Origin of the sequence: Microbispora sp. NPDC049125, from assembly GCF_040802045.1 — a bacterium.
Lineage (GTDB): Bacteria > Actinomycetota > Actinomycetes > Streptosporangiales > Streptosporangiaceae > Microbispora.
In genome coordinates, this window is the sequence record NZ_JBEZDW010000043.1 from 55,160 (window position 1) to 69,264 (window position 14,105).

A 14,105-nucleotide genomic window follows, 5' to 3' on the forward strand; every position below is an offset into this window, starting at 1 on the left:
TTTACGCTGTAGATCACGTACGCCTGCCTGTGGCCACTTCGTTTGAACACCCTCGGCGTATCGGGCCATGCGAAGGCCGGAACACACGGCAACCTGCGGCAATGGCAGGCACCCCGCTGTCGGCAACTGACGTCTCGTCCGAGCAACAAATGAGCAACAAGAACACGAAAGCCGTGATCACATTCTTCGTGATCACGGCTCCGACCTGCGTAAACAGTGTCGGGACGACAGGATTTGAACCTGCGACCCCTTGACCCCCAGTCAAGTGCGCTACCAAGCTGCGCTACGTCCCGGCGCCCGGCGTTTCCCCCGGGCGGCTTCACCAACCTTAGCGCAGTTTCCGGGCCCGTGCGTACACGTAAGCACTCCCCCGGCCTACCCTTTGATCATGGGAAGGAAGCCGCGCATCGACCAGGACGAGCTCCGCCGGCTGGCCACCGAAGGGTGGTCCAACGCCCGGCTGGCGGAGCATTTCGGCGTCACCGAGTCCGGCGTCCTCCAGGCAAAACGGGCGGCCGGGCTGTCCAAGCCCATGACGGACCACAGCCGCGCCCTCCCATGGAAGCTCAACCGCGAGCACGCCCAGAGCGGCCCGGCCACCAACCTCCGCAACCTGTCCGCCGCCGCCCAGGGCCGCGCGGTTTCCACCGACAAGCTGAACACCGCCGTCCGCTGGGCGACCCGCCTGGTCGACGGCGGGCTCGACGTCGACTACGACCCCGAGCACGGCTTCCGGGAGATCCCCGCCGCCGGCCCGTCACACATCGCCCGGGTGCTCGCGGAGGCTCAGGACGTAACCGGAAGCCCGCCCGGCGGCACTACACAGATGTGAGTCCCTCAGACGGCGAGCTCGTCACCCGTGCCAGGGCCGGCTACGCGTCCGCGTTCCACGAACTGGTCCGCAGGACCGGCGGATGGCCCGCTCGCTCGCCCTGCATCTGGCCCGCGACGCCGGCTCGGCGGAGGACCTGGCGCAGGAGGGGTTCCTGCAGGCGTGGACATCGCTCGGCCGCCTCAAGGACGGTGAGCGCTTCCGCAGCCGGCTGTACGGCATCCCGCTCAACCTGAGTCGGAGGTGTGGCCGCGTCGCTCGGCATGTCTCCCTCCGCCGTCAAGCTGCGCTTGCATCGCGGACGCCACCAGCTCCGGGGCGGCTCGCTGACGACTTCCCATGACGCCCGAGGAGACCCGCCATGGTCCCTGCCCGCATCACCATGATCGTGCCCGCCGCGCCCCGCATGCTGGTGGTCCTCGTCGACGAGCGGGGCGAACGCGTGCTACCGCCCCAGCCGATGGTGGGCAGGGTCGCGGGGCTGGCGGCCCGCGGTCATGACCGCGACCGGCGCCACGCTCGAAGCGGTCCACCTCACCGACGCCGCCGAGCTGCGCCTGCGGGCCGCTGGCGAACTCACCCGCCTCGGCGTACGGCCGGCCGAGGGACTACGCGTGCGGCGGCGACCGGGTGGCGTGGCTGCGGTCGGCGGCCGGGGAGCCGCTGGGACACGCCGATCTGCGACAGGCGATCCTCGCCGGGGCCCACCAGGGCGGCCGGGTACGGCTGTCCGCTGAGGTGCGCGGCACCTGGGACGCCGGCTTCTACCTGCGGATCGTCGATTCGTACAGGTCGCAGAGCCCCGAGGATCACCAGCACACCGCCCCACCGGCGTCCGGCGGACCCTTGAGGTGACGGCCGACGTGCCGCGTGACGCCGTCTTCCTGCTGTCCGGCGTCACGCTCCGCGGCCCCGGAGCGGTGGAGGCCCGCGACGTACGGCTCGTCGCCGGCTAGGACGGACCACCGGCGGCTCGATGAAGCGGCGCCCGTGCGCCGCTCCCACGCTCGGGCGCCCCCGGGTTCGTCTCGATCTCGCCCCGGGAGAGCCTTACAGCTCGTCCCGGGCGACGGGCTCCCGGCCGACGGGCTCCTGAGTGATCCGCTTCGTCTCGTCCTGCACGTGTACGTGGCGCTCGCCGGGGTGAACGACCGCGTGCGACTCGGTCTCGTGCACGTGGACGTGCGGCTCGGCGGCCGGGTCCACCGTGTACATGTTCGGCTCCAGGACCTCCACGCTGTCCTCGGCCTTCGGCCGGCGGGTGTAAAGGCCGGTGAGCAACGTTCCGGCGAGACCGATGATCATGAGGATCCAGCCGATCATCTGCAAGTCGATTCCGGGAATGTCCCACTTCACGGCGAAAGCGAGAACCGCACCGATGCCGATGAAGGCGAGACCGGCTCCGAAGCCCATTGCTACCTCCTCTGCTGGTGAAGCGCCACTTACCCGCAAATCCGCTGCTTACGCAATGCGTGAAGGGTGGTTTCCAGGGCAGTGCGAATGAACAACGCACTCACCCCTGGAGGCACGTATGAACGCCGTAGCATGGGTGGCCGTCGTCATAGTCGCAGTGCTGGCGGTTTTGGCGGTCGCCTACTTCGTGTCGGCCGCGAACCGCCGACGTCATCTGCAGAACCGTTTCGGGCCCGAGTACGACAGGACCGTGCGGGAGAGCGAGAGCCGCAAGGAGGCCGAGCAGGAGCTGCTCGCCCGCGAGGAGCGCCACGCTCAGCTCGACATCCGCCCGCTCGCCCCGGAGACCCGCGAGACGTACGCCAGGAAGTGGACCGATGTGCAGGAGCGGTTCGTGGACGCTCCCGGCTTCGCGGTCACCGAGGCCGACGCCCTGGTCACCTCCGTGATGGCTGAGCGCGGCTACCCCACGGACGAGTTCGAGCAGCGCCTGAGCGACCTGTCCGTCGCCCACGCCGCCACTCTCGACCACTACCGGAAGGCTCACGAGATCAGCAGCCGCGCCGCCCGGCAGGACGCCACCACCGAGGAGCTCCGCCAGGCGATGGTCCACTACCGCGCGCTGTTCCAGGAGCTGCTCGGCGAGACCGCCGACGCCCGGGTCAACGGCCGGCACGCCACCGAAGCCGCGGACCGCACGACCGACATCGGTGACACCGCGGACACCACTGACATCACTGACACCAGCGACACCGCGGACACCACGACAGACACGAGGGGCACGACGACGGACACCGTGACCGGCGCCGACACACGCTCCGGCGCCCGTACGGACGCCGCCCAGGTTAAGGAGACGGACCGGTGAGCGAGACCACCCGACGCGACGAGCACGAGGGCCCCGGCCCCGTCTACTCCCCCACCGCGACCGCTCCCGGTGCCACCGGCCCCGTCGACACCAGCGACACGACCGGCTCGGTCGAGGACACGGGCACCGGCGACACCCGCGGCGGCCGTGCGGCGGAGCAGGCGGCAGAGGGGGCGGCGGCCGGAAGCGGAGCAGCGCCGGCCGACATCCGGCTCGTCCCTCCCGCGACCTCCGACGACCGGGTCGCGAGCGGCACCGGCGACCGGAATGCCCGCGACGCCGACGAGATCGACGAGGCAGACGAGGCAGACGAACGGGACAGGTTCGGCACCGGCGACCGGGGTCTGAGCGACGCCGACGAGGATCGGAGCCCGGTTGACGCCGACGACGCCGGGCTTCCGCGCCGCGACGACCGCCCAGGCGACATCCTCATCGCCCACGATGGACGCGCCCACGATCGGGACCTCGACGAGTTCGTCGAGCGCCGCCCGGCCACAGACGCGACCATGGACGACAACGCGGTCACGGACACCACGACCACGGGCAACGCGGTCACGGACACCACGACCACGGACGACGTGGTACCCGATGACGTCACCTCTGACGACGCGACCACCACTCGCGACGTGGGCGTGGCCGGCGACCGGCCCCTGACCGGCACCACCGCGGACGACGTCTATCCCGTGCCCGCCGGCCTCGTCAACACCGGCACCGACACCGGCACCGACACCGGCACCGACACGGCGTCCGGCGTCGTCCGGGACGGCCAGTCCGCGCCCGGCGCGGCGCCCGACGCCGTGCCGGACATGGACCCGGGCATCGACCTGGAACGGCGGTGGCACGAGGTCAAGGCGGCGTTCGTCGACGACCCGCGCCAGTCCGTCGAGCAGGCCGACGGCCTGGTGGAGGAGGCTCTCAACGCCTTCACCACGCGCCGCAAGGCGCTGCAGGACCAGTGGAAGAACAACGACACCTACGACACCGAGGCGCTACGGCTCGCCCTTCGCGAGTACCACGCGCTCCTCCTTCACCTGACCGGAAAGTGAGAGTCACATGCTCGCCATCGCCGCTGCCATCGTCTTCGGAATCGCCTTCCTCCTCGATCTCCTCAACGCCAGCATCGGGATCAGCCTGACCGCGCTGATCGCCCTCGGCCTGTGCCTGCTGGCCCTGCACCAGGCCGGCATCGGCACGGCCAGCGTGAGCTCCTGGCGGCGCGGCGGCCGCGTCCGCCGCTGACACCGCTGAGCGCCGGCGGGTTGATCCGAGCCCCTCGAGCCCGGATCAACCCGCCGGCCCGCACCACCCACGACCACCGCACCACGACCGCCGCGGCGTCGCGAGCATCGGCGGCGCCACCGGAGGAGACTGCGATGCCACAGAAAGTGCGCGATGTCATGAGCCCGGATCCGGTGACCCTGCCGGAGGAGGCCACGGTCGTCAAGGCCGCGAAGCTCATGCGCGACCAGGGGATCGGCGACGTGCTCGTCGTCAGGGGCGACCGGCTCACCGGCCTGGTGACCGACCGCGACATCGTCGTGCGGGCGGTCGCGGAGGCGCGGGACGTCAGCGCCACGCCGCTGGCCACGCTGTGCACGTCCGACGTGATCACGGCGGACCCCGACCAGGACGCCGACGAGGTGATCCGGATGATGCGGGAGAAGGCGGTGCGCCGGGTGCCGGTGGTCGTCGGCGGACGGCCCGTCGGCATCGTGACACTGGGCGACCTGGCCATCGAACGCGACCCCGCGTCGGCGCTGTCCGACATCACCGTGGCGCCGCCGAACAGCTGAGCGTCCCCCCGACCACCAGCGTCCACAGAACGGCTGAGCATCCGGAGCACCAGCCGCCACGATCGTGCCGCGTGACCCCCGGGCCTTGGTCACGCGGCACCCTTATGTCAGGCCACAGGCCGATCCATGCGCGGGCCGGGCCGTTCAGCGACTCTTGGCGGCCATGGTGAACTCCTCACGCGGATGCTGGATGGCGCCCAGCGAGACGATCTCCCTGGGGAACAGCAGCCCGAGCGTCCAGTCCATCAGGATGCGCGTCTTCTTGTTGAAGGTCGGCATCCGCGTCAGGTGGTACGTACGGTGCATGAACCACGCAGGGAAGCCGCGCAGCTCCCGGCCGTAGATCTGCGCCACGCCCTTGTACAGCCCCAGGCTCGCCACCGACCCGGCGTACTTGTGCCGGTACGGCCGCTGCCGCTCGCCCCGGATGGCGGCGACCAGGTTGTCGGCGAGCTGCCGGGCCTGCCGTACGGCGTGCTGGGCGTTGGGGGCGCACATCTGGCCGGGGCGCGTGAGGTCGGGCACCGCGGCGGAGTCGCCGGCGGCGAAGGCGAAGCTGCTGCCGCGCACCCGCAGGAACGCGTCGGCCTTGATCCGGCCGCGCTCGTCGAGCGGCAGGTCGCCGGCCGTGACGAGCGGGTTGGGCTTCACGCCGGCGGTCCACACGAGCGTGTCGGCGTCGAACTCGTCGCCGTCGTCGAGCACGATGTGGGAGCGCTCGGCCGACTTCAGCAGGGTGCCGGTCCGGATGTCGATGCCCCTCGCCCGCAGCTGCTCGGCGGTCCAGCGGCCCATGTCCGGCCCGACCTCGGGGAGGATGCGGTCGGTGGCCTCCACGAGGATCCAGCGCATGTCCTCCCGGCGCAGGCCCCTGAAGAACCTGCAGGCGTCGCGCGCCATGTCCTCCAGCTCCGCCAGGGCCTCCACCCCGGCGTACCCCCCGCCGACGAAGACGAAGGTCAGCGCGCGCCGGCGGACCTGCTCGTCCGGCGTCGACGCGGCGACTTCGAGCTGCCCGAGGACGTGGTTGCGCAGGTGGATGGCCTCCTCCACGTTCTTGAACCCGATGCCGTGCTCGGCGAGGCCGGGGATCGGCAGCAGCCGGGAGATCGACCCGGGGGCCAGCACCACGTAGTCGTAGTCGATGGTGAGGTCCGGCCCCTCGTGCGGGGTGAACTCGGCCTTGCGGTCGGCCAGCCGCACGGACGTGATCCGGCCGCTCAGGATCCGGCAGGACGGCAGGACCCTGCGGAGGGGGACGACGACGTGTCTGGGCTCGATGCTGCCCGCGGCCGCCTCCGGCAGGAACGGCTGATAGGTCATGTAGGAGTCGAGGTCCGCGACCGTGATGCGCGCCTCGCCACGGCGGAGCCTGTGCTGCAGGCGGAGTGCTGTGTACATGCCGACGTACCCGCCGCCGACTATCAAGATCCGTGGGACAGCCATGGTGGGTCCTTACCCGGACCTACACCAGGAAACGCATCGTGACGACTGTCCCGCTTGCCCCGGTTGTCACCTGGAGGTCGTGGCTCAGCAGGCGGGCCACCCACAGCCCCATGCCGCTGGTGGCGTTCTCCGCCGGCGGCGCGTGGCCCGGCGAGCCCTCCGGCCGCCAGGTGTCGCCGTCGTCGTGCACGGCCACCACGAGCTGGACCTCGTCGAGCCATATCCGCAGTCGTGCCTTCGTCGAGCCGTGGGTGACGGCGTTCGTCGCGACCTCGTTGAGCGCCACCAGGAAGTCGCCGACCGCCTCCTGCGTCATCCCCCTGCGGCCGGCCTCGGCGGCGGCGAACTCCCGCACGTCGGGCAGGTCGGCTAAGGAGAAGGTCCGCTCCCTGGCCAACCTGGCGACGTGCGCGGGGACGCCGTCATCTTTCACCCGGTACACGCCTCCCGACCGATCTCGCTCGACTTCCGCCTTATGGGCGGTGGCAGGGACGAAGATACCCCCGGGACGCCGCCGGCTCGAAGGCGGCATCCCGGGCATCGTCGCACCCCCTCATCCGGCGACGAGCTCCGCGCGGAGCTGGTCGAGGGTTTTGCGGAGGATGCGGGAGACGTGCATCTGGGAGATGTCGAACTCCGCGGCGATCTCTGCCTGCGTCATGTTGCCGTAGAAGCGCAGCAGCAGGATGTTCTTCTCCCGCTCGGGGAGGAGGTCGATGAGCGGCCGCAGGGCCTCCCGGTCCACCAGCAGGTCCAGCGCGTCGTCCTCCTCGGGGATCACGTCGCCGAGCGCGGCGGCGTCGTCGTCGGCCCCGATCGGGGCGTCCAGGGAGAGCGTGCTGTACGCCGCGGAGGCGTCCATGGTGAGGAGCATGTCCTCCTCGGAGATGCCCATCTTCTTGGCGAGCTCGGCGACGGTGGGGAACCGGCCGAGCTCCTGCGTCATGTCGGCCACGTGCCGGTTGAGCTCGGCGCGCCGCTCCTGGTAGAGGCGTGGCACCCGGACGGCCCAGGTGCGGTCGCGGAAGTGCCGCTTGACCTCGCCCGTCATGGTCACCATCGCGTAGCCGCGGAAGCTGTGGCCGAGACTGGCGTCGTAGCCGTTGATCGCCTTCATCAGGCCCACGTAGGCGGCCTGAAGGAGGTCCTCCATCGGCTCGCCCCGGTTCAGGTACCGCCGGGCGATGTCCCTCGCCATGGGGCGGTGCATCTCGACGATCATCTCACGGAGGCGTTCCCGCCGGTCCTGCGAGAGCCCGTCCTGGGCCAGCTCGTCCAGGAGCTCCTCGGCGGTGGGATTGCTGGCGGTCACTACTCGGACCTCGGCAGCCATCTGCGCTGTCCCCTCGTATTTCTTGCGAGGGCCACGCCGTTGCCGGGATCGTCCAAGCAGAAGGCGCGCCTCGCTACAGTATCGAGACGAGGCCCTCTGCTGGACCTCTGGTTCAGTATATTGCCGCAAAACCGTGAGTATCACCACCCCTTCGGCACCAGTAATGTTGCCGCAGAGGAGGCGCGAGGTGTCTAACAACGGGCTGCTGTCCCTATCGTCCAGCATGGCGGGGGACATCGTCGTGATCCATATAAACGGCGTCCTCGACGCCACCACTCGAGACCAGTTCTCCGACTACCTGGACGCCGAGGCGGACGACCACGGCCCGGACATGATCCTGGACCTGGGCAAGGTCTCGTTCATGGACTCCCGTGCTCTGGGCCTGATCGTCCACCACTGGCAGCGATCCACCACGGCCGGCGGCAACTTCGCCCTGGTCGCCGTGCAGTACCCCAACTCGAAGGTGATGTGGGTGACCGGGCTGTCGCAGCGGCTCCCGCTGTTCGACACGCTCGACGACGCGCTCGCGGCCTTCGCCGCCTGAAAGGTTCAGCCCAGGCAAAGGTTCAGCCCAGGCTCCGGAGCGCCCGGCCGGTACGGCGGGTGCTCAGGGCTTGGCCCCGCCGTGCTTCTGCTGGTGCTCGGTGACCAGCAGCTTGGCCAGGTCGGCGACCTTGACCTGATGGTGCTGGGACACCCTCCTGAGCTCGGCGAACGCCTCCTCGGCCGAGCAGCCGCTCTGGGACATGATGATGCCCTTGGCCTGGTCGATCACCGACCGGCCGGCGAGCGCCTCCTGCATCTGCGCCGCGCCGGTGAGCACGTCGTCGTACTCCCAGATGTTCGCCAGCGCCACCGTGACCTGCTCGCGCAGGAGCGCCATCAGGGAGTCGCCGGCGGTGAACACGCCGGGGCGCACGCCGTACAGGCCGACGATCACGATGGCGCCCTCCACCTGGATGGGGAGCACCAGCACCGAGCGGACGCCGTGCCGCACGGCGGTGGCCGCGTAGCGGGGCCATCGGGGGTCGCGCATGACGTCGGCGACGACCACCTGCCTTCCGGTGCTCAACGCCTCCCGCGAGGGCCCCTCGCGCAGGTCGCGCTCGCGGTCGATGAGCGCGGTGAGCTCGCTGTGGGACGCCGCGAGCAGGACGCGCTCCTCCATCCACAGCTCGGCGGTGCCGCCGGCGCAGCCGGTGACCCCGTGCGCGATCGCCTCGGTGAGACCCCGCAGGACGCTCTCGAATGAGGCGTCCTCCGTCACACGGCCGAGCGCCGCGAGGTCACGTACGAGGATGGACGTTGTCTCCATGGTAGAAAGACCATTCCCATAGTTTCCGGGTTAATCCAGGCTGGCTCGATTAGACCAGTCTTTGGCGTAGCGTCTACGTCGAGAAAGGGGGGCAGGTTGCCCGACATCGCCGAGCTCGAGCGCGCGTTGAGCGAGCTCGCCGACCGTATCGCCACCCTACGGGACGATCCCCGCCCGGACGCGGCGCTGCGCGAGCTGAACGCCGCCGAGGAGCTGATCCGCACCACGCTGGCCGAGCTCGCCCGGGGCCGCAGGCGCAAGGACGGCGGCAACCAGCGGGAGCAGAAGCTGCTGCGCCAGGTCTTCCGCGCGCTGCCGGTACCGGTGATCATCATGGACACCGGCGGCACGGTGCGCCGGATCAACAACGAGACGTCCCGCCTGCTGGGCAGCCCCGCCGGCTACCTCATCGGCCGCGCGTTCCCCCTGCTCGTCGACGTGGCGAGCCGCGCCGCTTTCCGCTCCCACTTCACCTCGCTCCTGCACGGCGAGGAGGACAGCGCCGCCTTCCAGGCCCGGCTGGCCCACCAGGGCCGCGCCCACACCGTACGGCTGGTCCTCAGCAGGCTGCGGATGCCCGGCGAGCCCCAGGAGATGATCGCCGCGGTCGCGCTGCCGACCGAGGTCCAGCTGAGCGGCCGGACCGGCGCGGCGGACGACACGGACGAGACGGCGATCATGGCTGCGGCACGGCGGCACGAGCTGCTGTCCCGGCTCACCCGGCTGCTGCTGGACGAGGAGAGCCTGCGCGAGCCGGTCGCCCTCCTGCGCGCCGCGCGCCTGCTCGGCGCGGAGACGGCCGACTGGGTGATCGCGGATGTGCTCCGGGACGGCTCCCTCCAGCGGACCACCGTGATCGCCCCCAGCGACCAGCCGATCGGCCGGCTCCAGCGGGACGTCGAGGAGACCGGGCCCGCCGCCTCGCCCGTCGTCGGCCAGGTCCTCACCACGCAGAGCGGCATCGTGCACGAGATGCTCACCGACGACTCGCTGCTCGGCGGCGGCGTCCTGCAGGCCATGCGCGCCGGGTCGCTGCTCAGCGTGCCGATCCGCACCGACGACGAGATCCGGGGCGTGCTGACGCTGGTACGGCTGCGCGACCGGCCGCCGTTCGGCCTGGCCGACCTCGGCCTGCTGGAGGAGATCGGGCTGCACCTCGGCCTCGCCATGCAGGCGCAGCGCGGCTTCCAGCGCAGGTCGCACGCGGCCGACACCCTGCAGACCGGCGTGCTGCCCCGCCACCTCCCCGACGTGCCCGGCTTCGAGATCGCGGCGAGCTACCACCCCGGCTCCGGGCTGCGGGCCATCGGCGGCGAGTTCTACGACGTGTTCCCCGTGAAGAACGGCTGGGGCTTCGTCATCGGCAGCGCGGCGGGACGCGGCGAGGAGGCCGCCTCGGTCACCGCGATGGTGCGCAACGGGCTGCGGGTGCTGAGCGTGTGGGAGGACGACCCCGGGCAGGCGCTGCGCAAGGTCAACGACGCGCTCGTCGCCCAGAGCACCGGCATGTTCGTGATGGCCGCCGCCGGCTTCGTACGGGGCCGGAAGGCGCGGCTGGCCTCCGCCGGCCACCACCCGGCGGCGCTTCTCCAGCCGGGCGGCGGGGTCCGCTTCACCGACGGCGGAGGCGTCCCCCTCGGCTTCGAGGAGGGGGCGGTGCCGGCCACCGAGGAGATCTCGCTGTCGGCCGGCGAGACCGTGGTGCTGTACTCCGACGGCCTCATCGGGTCGCAGAGCGCCGCCGGGGAGACCTACGGCGAGGGACGGCTCACGGAGGTCCTCACCCGGTGCGTCGGCCAGCCGCCCGGCGTGGTCGTCAAGGCCATCGAGGAGGACCACCGGGCGTTCACCGGGACCCACGCCTTCGACGAGATGACGGTGCTGGCCCTGAGGCGGGCGCGCTGACCGGCACCGGCGGGAAACCCCAGGCAGGCACGGTGCAATTTGCCGTCACGCTCCCTCGGATGATGCACTTGAGAGCGTGAGAATGCAGCCAGGAGACCATCGGTCCGTGGCGTACTCCGACGAGGCCGATCTCGAACCGGTCCTCGCCCCGTTCATCGCCGACGGGCTGGCCCAAGGCGACAAGGTGCTGTATCTCACCGACGTCACCCATCCCGCCGTGGTCACCGGCCTGCTGCGCGCCTGGGGCGTGCGGCCGGACGAGTTCGCCGCCGACGGCCGGCTCGACGTGCGCCCCCTCACCACCAACGACCCCGACAGCCTGATCGGGGAGCTCGCCCGCACCGCCCGGCTCGCGCGGGCCGAGGGCTACCGCGCGCTGCGCGTCACCGCGGAGATGAGCTGGGGGGTGCGGGAGGGCACCGAGCGGCTGGTGGCCTTCGAGACCAAGGTGCACAGCCTGTACGACTCCGGGATGGCGATGGGCGTCTGCCAGTACGACCGGAGACTTTTCGACCCCGTTGTTTTGGCCGAAATCCAACGGATACACCAAGAGGCGGACACCGACCTGGAGTTCGCCGGCGCCTTCCTCCGGATCCACCGCACCGGCGACCCGCCCGGACTGCGTGTGGAGGGCGAAGTGGACGCGAACTCGCTGGACCCGCTCGCCGAGGCGCTCACGGCGGCCGGCCGGCGGTGCCGCGGCGACGTCCACGTCGACCTGTCCGGGGTGTCCTTCATCGACCTGTCCGGCATGCGGGCGCTCGTCGACACCGCGCAGTCCCTCGGCTCAGGCCGGTCGCTGGTCCTGGCACAGGTCCCTAAGCACGTGCACCAGTTGTTCAAGCTGATCGGCTGGGACGGCGCCCCCGGGCTGCGACTGCGTGGGAGCGACGGCCCATGACCCGGATGATCCATCAGGCGGCCCTGTACGGCTCGGACGCGGAGTTCCTCGCGATGGCGGTGACGTTCGTCCGCGACGGCCTGGAACGCGGCGAGCCGGTCCTGGTCACCACCACGTCCGGCAACCTGACGCTTCTCGGCGAGGCCCTCGGCGACGAGGCCGGGCGCGTGGACTACGCGGAGAGCGCCTACTTCGGCCGCAGGACGGCCCTGCGCGCCACCGGCTTCCTGCGCTACTGGCAGCGCAACGCCGGGCACGAGCGGGTGCGGATCCTCGCCGAGCCGGTCTGGGCCGGCCGGTCGCCCCGAGACGTGCTGGCCTGGAAGCGGATGGAGTCGGGCCTCAACCTGATCCTGGAGGGCACCGGCATCTGGATGATCTGCCCCTACGACACGCGGACGGCCGGCCCCGGGATCGTGGCCGACGCGATGCGGACGCACCCCTCGCTCAGCTCCGACGGCAGGCGGATCAGCGCCTCCCCCGCGTACGCCGACCCCGTGACGTTCATCGGCGAGTGCGACGCGGCGCCGCTGCCGGAGGCGCCGGCGACGGCGGTGAGCGCCTCCCTCGGCGACCTGCAGAGCGTGCGGCGCTTCGTCACCGGCCAGGCGGGCCGAAGCGGGCTCACCGGGGAGAGGGTCACGATGCTGGCCCTGGCGGCTCACGAGGCGAGCCGCTACCTGGAGACCCCCCTCACCGCGCGGATGTGGGAGACGTTCGGCGCGCTCGTGTGCGACCTGCGGGCCGACCGGGAGATCGCCGCCGGCCCGCTGGCCGGCTTCACCCCTCCCGGCCTGGAAGAACGGCCCGAGGACGGCCTGTGGGTGGCCCGCCAGATCTGCGACCACGTGGACATCCGGACAGGCGGCGGATCCTGCACGGTCAGGCTCCAGACGGCGACGTGGCGACTCCAGGAGAGCGCATGAATTTTGGCGATTAGGCGTTTAGCGGGACTCCGAGTAAGGTAAACACGTCTCATCTGATCGTGCCTAGGACGCAGGCACACCTCTTCAAGCGCCTTTCCTGTCTTGAGGTGTGCCATGGATATCGCCATCGTCTCTGCCCACGAACTCACGCCTGACACTCCCGCCATCGCCCGCGAGCTGGCTCGCGGCCACCGGGTGACCGTCTACACGCGGTCCAAGGTCAAGGGCGCCGGCGTCGAGCACGTCCCCGCCGGGCCGGACGTGGAGCTTTCCGAGAGCGACCTGCTTCCCTACATCTCCGACTTCAGCGCCGGCCTTCGCGACCGGTGGAGGCGGCACCGTCCCGACATCATCCACGCCCACTCCTGGTCGAGCGGCCTGGCCGCCATCGCCGGGTCCGAGGGCCTGAACGTGCCGGTCACCCAGACCTTCCACGGCCACTACGACAGCCGCACCCCCGCCCCGGTGCGCCGCCTGGAGTGCGCCATCGGCCGCAGGGCCAGGGCCGTGATCGCCACCTCCGCGGACGAGGAGGACGAGCTGATCCGGATGGGCGTGCCCCGCAGGAACATCTCCGTCGTCCCCCACGGCGTGGACATCGAGCGCTTCCGGCGTCAGGGCCCGGCGTTCCCCCGCGGCGACCGGCCCCGGATCCTCCACGTCGGGCACCTCGGAGCGGCGAGCGCGGTGAACGCCCTGCGCGCCGTCCCGGACGCCGAGCTCGTGATCGCGGGCGGCGACGACCCGAGCATCGAGCGGCTGCGCATCCTCGCCGGGGAGCGCGGCGTCGCCGACCGGGTCGAGCTGCTCGGCCTGGTCCCCCACACCGCGATGCCCAAGCTGATGCGCAGCGTCGACCTCGTGCTGTCGCTGCCTCCCACCGTTCCCACCGGCACGGCGGCGCTGGAGGCGATGGCCTGCGGCATCCCCGTCATCGCCTCGGCCTCCGGCGCCCACCTCGACTCCGTGGTGGACGGCGTGACCGGCTTCCTCGCCAGGCCCGACCGGCCGCTGGAGATCGCCGCCCGCATCCGGCGGCTGCTCGGCGACGCGACCCTCCGCACGGCCATCGGATACGCCGCGGCCGACCGCGCCCGCTCCCGTTACTCGGTCGAGCGGATCAGCGCCGAGCTCCTGCGCGTCTACGAGAGCACTTGCGCCTGATCGGATTGCGATATCGCCGCAATCCCGTTATTGAAGTGAAATGCTGTGATTAGATGCGTCCATGTCGCTTCATGGACCTGGTTTAGCCGTGGCGGCGGCGATGGTGATCGCCGCCGCCCCCGCCGGGGCGAGGGGGGGCGACACGAAAGTTTTAAACGACGCGGGGGAGTATAAAAGAAGATCCGCGTGTAAGGGAAAAATTTTTAAAAAGC

The 14,105-nt window shown here is 70.9% G+C and carries 17 protein-coding genes and 1 tRNA gene; 12 read left to right on the forward strand and 6 right to left on the reverse strand.

Annotated elements, in window-relative coordinates; genetic code table 11:
- Window positions 1-219: 219 nt before the first annotated feature.
- Window positions 220-293, reverse strand: a tRNA-Pro gene (locus AB0B72_RS34320).
- A gap of 95 nt (window positions 294-388) precedes the next feature.
- On the opposite strand from AB0B72_RS34320, the gene AB0B72_RS34325 reads away from it, so the two are divergent.
- From AB0B72_RS34325 to AB0B72_RS34335, 3 genes are all read left to right on the forward strand, one after another.
- Window positions 389-832 (forward strand): hypothetical protein, encoded by a 444-nt coding sequence (locus AB0B72_RS34325; protein WP_367743557.1) that lies wholly within the window; start codon window positions 389-391, stop codon window positions 830-832.
- 82 nt (window positions 833-914) lie between these two features.
- A complete protein-coding gene (locus AB0B72_RS34330; RefSeq protein ID WP_367743558.1) occupies window positions 915-1,175 on the forward strand; it encodes an RNA polymerase sigma factor in 261 nt (86 codons plus the stop codon).
- Window positions 1,176-1,462: 287 nt separating this feature from the next.
- Window positions 1,463-1,687 (forward strand): hypothetical protein, encoded by a 225-nt coding sequence (locus tag AB0B72_RS34335; protein ID WP_367743559.1) that lies wholly within the window; start codon window positions 1,463-1,465, stop codon window positions 1,685-1,687.
- A 195-nt stretch (window positions 1,688-1,882) separates the two neighbouring features.
- Here the strand turns inward: AB0B72_RS34335 and AB0B72_RS34340 are convergent, their stop codons facing one another.
- Complete coding sequence (locus tag AB0B72_RS34340; RefSeq protein ID WP_367743560.1) at window positions 1,883-2,245, reverse strand: DUF6458 family protein; 363 nt, start codon at window positions 2,243-2,245, stop codon at window positions 1,883-1,885.
- A 118-nt stretch (window positions 2,246-2,363) separates the two neighbouring features.
- On the opposite strand from AB0B72_RS34340, the gene AB0B72_RS34345 reads away from it, so the two are divergent.
- The 4 genes from AB0B72_RS34345 to AB0B72_RS34360 all read left to right on the forward strand — a co-directional run bounded on the left by AB0B72_RS34345 (window position 2,364) and on the right by AB0B72_RS34360 (window position 4,903).
- On the forward strand, window positions 2,364-3,110 hold the full coding sequence (locus AB0B72_RS34345) for a hypothetical protein (protein WP_367743561.1): 747 nt from the start codon (window positions 2,364-2,366) through the stop codon (window positions 3,108-3,110).
- Window positions 3,107-4,156, forward strand: a complete 1,050-nt coding sequence (locus tag AB0B72_RS34350) for a hypothetical protein (protein ID WP_367743563.1) — start codon at window positions 3,107-3,109, stop codon at window positions 4,154-4,156. The genes AB0B72_RS34345 and AB0B72_RS34350 overlap by 4 nt, the downstream gene beginning before the upstream one ends.
- A gap of 7 nt (window positions 4,157-4,163) precedes the next feature.
- The gene (locus AB0B72_RS34355; RefSeq protein ID WP_367743565.1) at window positions 4,164-4,349 is read left to right on the forward strand and encodes a hypothetical protein; all 186 of its coding nucleotides are present in this window, start codon (window positions 4,164-4,166) and stop codon (window positions 4,347-4,349) included.
- Window positions 4,350-4,483: 134 nt separating this feature from the next.
- Entirely contained in the window at window positions 4,484-4,903 is a 420-nt protein-coding gene (locus tag AB0B72_RS34360; protein ID WP_367743567.1) for a CBS domain-containing protein, read from the forward strand.
- A 144-nt stretch (window positions 4,904-5,047) separates the two neighbouring features.
- Here the strand turns inward: AB0B72_RS34360 and AB0B72_RS34365 are convergent, their stop codons facing one another.
- From AB0B72_RS34365 to AB0B72_RS34375, 3 genes are all read right to left on the reverse strand, one after another.
- Entirely contained in the window at window positions 5,048-6,349 is a 1,302-nt protein-coding gene (locus AB0B72_RS34365) for an NAD(P)/FAD-dependent oxidoreductase (RefSeq protein WP_367743570.1), read from the reverse strand.
- Between the two features lie 19 nt (window positions 6,350-6,368).
- Window positions 6,369-6,782: an ATP-binding protein gene (locus AB0B72_RS34370; RefSeq protein WP_367743572.1), complete on the reverse strand. Its 414-nt coding sequence runs from the start codon at window positions 6,780-6,782 to the stop codon at window positions 6,369-6,371.
- 120 nt (window positions 6,783-6,902) lie between these two features.
- Window positions 6,903-7,661, reverse strand: coding sequence for a SigB/SigF/SigG family RNA polymerase sigma factor (locus AB0B72_RS34375; protein ID WP_367743573.1), 759 nt, complete (start codon window positions 7,659-7,661; stop codon window positions 6,903-6,905).
- Window positions 7,662-7,869: 208 nt separating this feature from the next.
- On the opposite strand from AB0B72_RS34375, the gene AB0B72_RS34380 reads away from it, so the two are divergent.
- Window positions 7,870-8,226, forward strand: coding sequence for an STAS domain-containing protein (locus tag AB0B72_RS34380; RefSeq protein WP_367743574.1), 357 nt, complete (start codon window positions 7,870-7,872; stop codon window positions 8,224-8,226).
- Between the two features lie 63 nt (window positions 8,227-8,289).
- On the opposite strand, the gene AB0B72_RS34385 is transcribed toward AB0B72_RS34380, so the two are convergent.
- Window positions 8,290-8,997 carry an ANTAR domain-containing protein gene (locus AB0B72_RS34385; RefSeq protein ID WP_367743575.1) on the reverse strand — a complete coding sequence of 236 codons (708 nt, stop codon included), beginning with the start codon at window positions 8,995-8,997 and terminating at the stop codon, window positions 8,290-8,292.
- A gap of 96 nt (window positions 8,998-9,093) precedes the next feature.
- Between AB0B72_RS34385 and AB0B72_RS34390 the strand changes: the two genes are divergently transcribed.
- The 4 genes from AB0B72_RS34390 to AB0B72_RS34405 all read left to right on the forward strand — a co-directional run bounded on the left by AB0B72_RS34390 (window position 9,094) and on the right by AB0B72_RS34405 (window position 13,893).
- Window positions 9,094-10,902, forward strand: a complete 1,809-nt coding sequence (locus AB0B72_RS34390; RefSeq protein WP_367743576.1) for a SpoIIE family protein phosphatase — start codon at window positions 9,094-9,096, stop codon at window positions 10,900-10,902.
- A 106-nt stretch (window positions 10,903-11,008) separates the two neighbouring features.
- Window positions 11,009-11,803 carry an MEDS domain-containing protein gene (locus tag AB0B72_RS34395; RefSeq protein ID WP_367743579.1) on the forward strand — a complete coding sequence of 265 codons (795 nt, stop codon included), beginning with the start codon at window positions 11,009-11,011 and terminating at the stop codon, window positions 11,801-11,803.
- Window positions 11,800-12,729, forward strand: coding sequence for an anti-sigma factor RsbA family regulatory protein (locus AB0B72_RS34400; protein WP_367743580.1), 930 nt, complete (start codon window positions 11,800-11,802; stop codon window positions 12,727-12,729). Before AB0B72_RS34395 ends, AB0B72_RS34400 begins: the two co-directional genes overlap by 4 nt.
- Before the next feature lie 114 nt (window positions 12,730-12,843).
- Window positions 12,844-13,893 (forward strand): glycosyltransferase, encoded by a 1,050-nt coding sequence (locus AB0B72_RS34405; protein WP_367743581.1) that lies wholly within the window; start codon window positions 12,844-12,846, stop codon window positions 13,891-13,893.
- The last annotated feature ends 212 nt before the right edge of the window (window positions 13,894-14,105 follow it).